We start from the raw sequence: 1,494 nt of genomic DNA, 5'->3' as shown, positions 1-1,494 counted from the left end.
GGCTCTTCCGGATAGGGAGTGCGTAGCGGGTGTGAAGCCCCCGAGGTAGGCCACCACTACATGTAGGGGGCTGGGTCCGGGAACGTAGAAGGACCCTGCAGTGACAGGATGAAGGTGTCTTAAGCATCCATCCAGCCGCTCCAGGATCCATGTCTCACCCTACCGTCACCGCCACCCCTGCCCCGAACCTCGTCGCCGACACGATCTGCCGCACCGTCGAGTTGGGCCTGTCGATCGACAACGCCGCCGACGCCGGCAACATCACCCACCTCTACTGTCATCCGGTGACCGTCGACCTCAGCTGCCCACACTGCGGGCACGACTGCCGAGTTCGCGACCATATCGAACGCAGGCTCACGGACCTGCCCATCGCCGGGCACCCCAGCCTGCTGCACGTCCGCGTACCCCGGTTGGTCTGCGTCAATGACGACTGCGAGGTCACCATCTTCCGGGCCTCGATCCCACAAGCCGCCGACGATCGTCAGACGGTAACCCACCGGGTGACCCGCTGGATTCTGCAACGCATGGCGGCTGACGGCATGAGCGTGAAAGCCTGCGCCCGCGGGCTGGGCATCGGCTGGGACAAGACCAACCAGCTGGCCCTGACAGCCTGCCGGCACTTGTCCTACGGAGATCCCACCCGACTGGACCGGGTCCGGATCCTCGGCGTGGACGAGCACAAATGGAAGCACGTCCGCGGCGACGGGTCCCCCGGCTTCGTCACCGTCATCGTGGACCTGACCCCACTGGTCGACGGGGTAGGCTCGGCCCGGCTCCTGGACATGGTGCCCGGCCGCAGTGCCGACGCCTTCGGCGACTGGCTCGATGCCCGCGGCAGCACGTTCCGCCACCGGATCCGGGTCGTGACCATGGACGGGTTCACCGGCTACGCGAAAGCCGCGACCCAGCACCTGGCCCAGGCCAGGCAGGTCATGGACCCTTTCCATGTCGTCCACCTGGCCATCGACAAGCTCACCGCATGCAGGCAACGGGTCCAGAACGAGACGATGGGACACCGCGGACGGTCCGGGGACCCGTTGTACGGCATCAGACGGATCCTGTTGACCAGGAAGTCGCTGGTCACCCCGAAAAACGCGGTCAAGCTCGATGACGTGCTCACCAATGATGCGCACCTTCCGGTGCAGGTGACGTGGCACTTCTACCAGGAGATCATCGCCGCGTATCAACAGGACCGTCCCCGGGACGGGAAGCTGCGGATGTTCAAGGTGATCAAGGCGCTACACGTGAAGATCCCCAACGACCTGCGGGAACTGCGGGTGCTGGGCCAGACGCTGTGGCGGCGACGAGCCGACATCCTCGCCTACTTCGACACCGGTGCGTCCAACGGGCCGGTGGAGAACATCAACGGCAAGCTGGAGCACCTGCGCGGTATCGCGTTGGGGTTCAGGAACAAGGCCAACTACATCTTGCGGTCACTGATCCACTCGGGAGGGCTCCGCGGGGCAATCAACGCACTCTGAAACCGGAAGAGCC

The 1,494-nt window shown here is 65.1% G+C and carries 1 protein-coding gene; it reads left to right on the top strand.

The window, feature by feature from the left end; translation table 11 throughout:
- The first annotated feature begins 149 nt into the window (after positions 1-149).
- Entirely contained in the window at positions 150-1,481 is a 1,332-nt protein-coding gene (locus ACT3TD_RS14750) for an ISL3 family transposase (RefSeq protein WP_444615238.1), read from the top strand.
- Positions 1,482-1,494 lie beyond the last annotated feature (13 nt).

The organism is Corynebacterium sp. AOP36-E1-14 (genome assembly GCF_052377495.1).
GTDB lineage: Bacteria > Actinomycetota > Actinomycetes > Mycobacteriales > Mycobacteriaceae > Corynebacterium.
Note: the sequence above shows the minus strand (reverse complement) of the source record. Positions and strands in the feature narration are given on the sequence as shown.

Bases quoted from the DNA above. Each gene is read 5' to 3' on its own strand.
- ACT3TD_RS14750 (WP_444615238.1), top strand. From the start codon at position 150: ATGTCTCACCCTACCGTCACCGCCACCCCTGCCCCGAACCTCGTCGCC.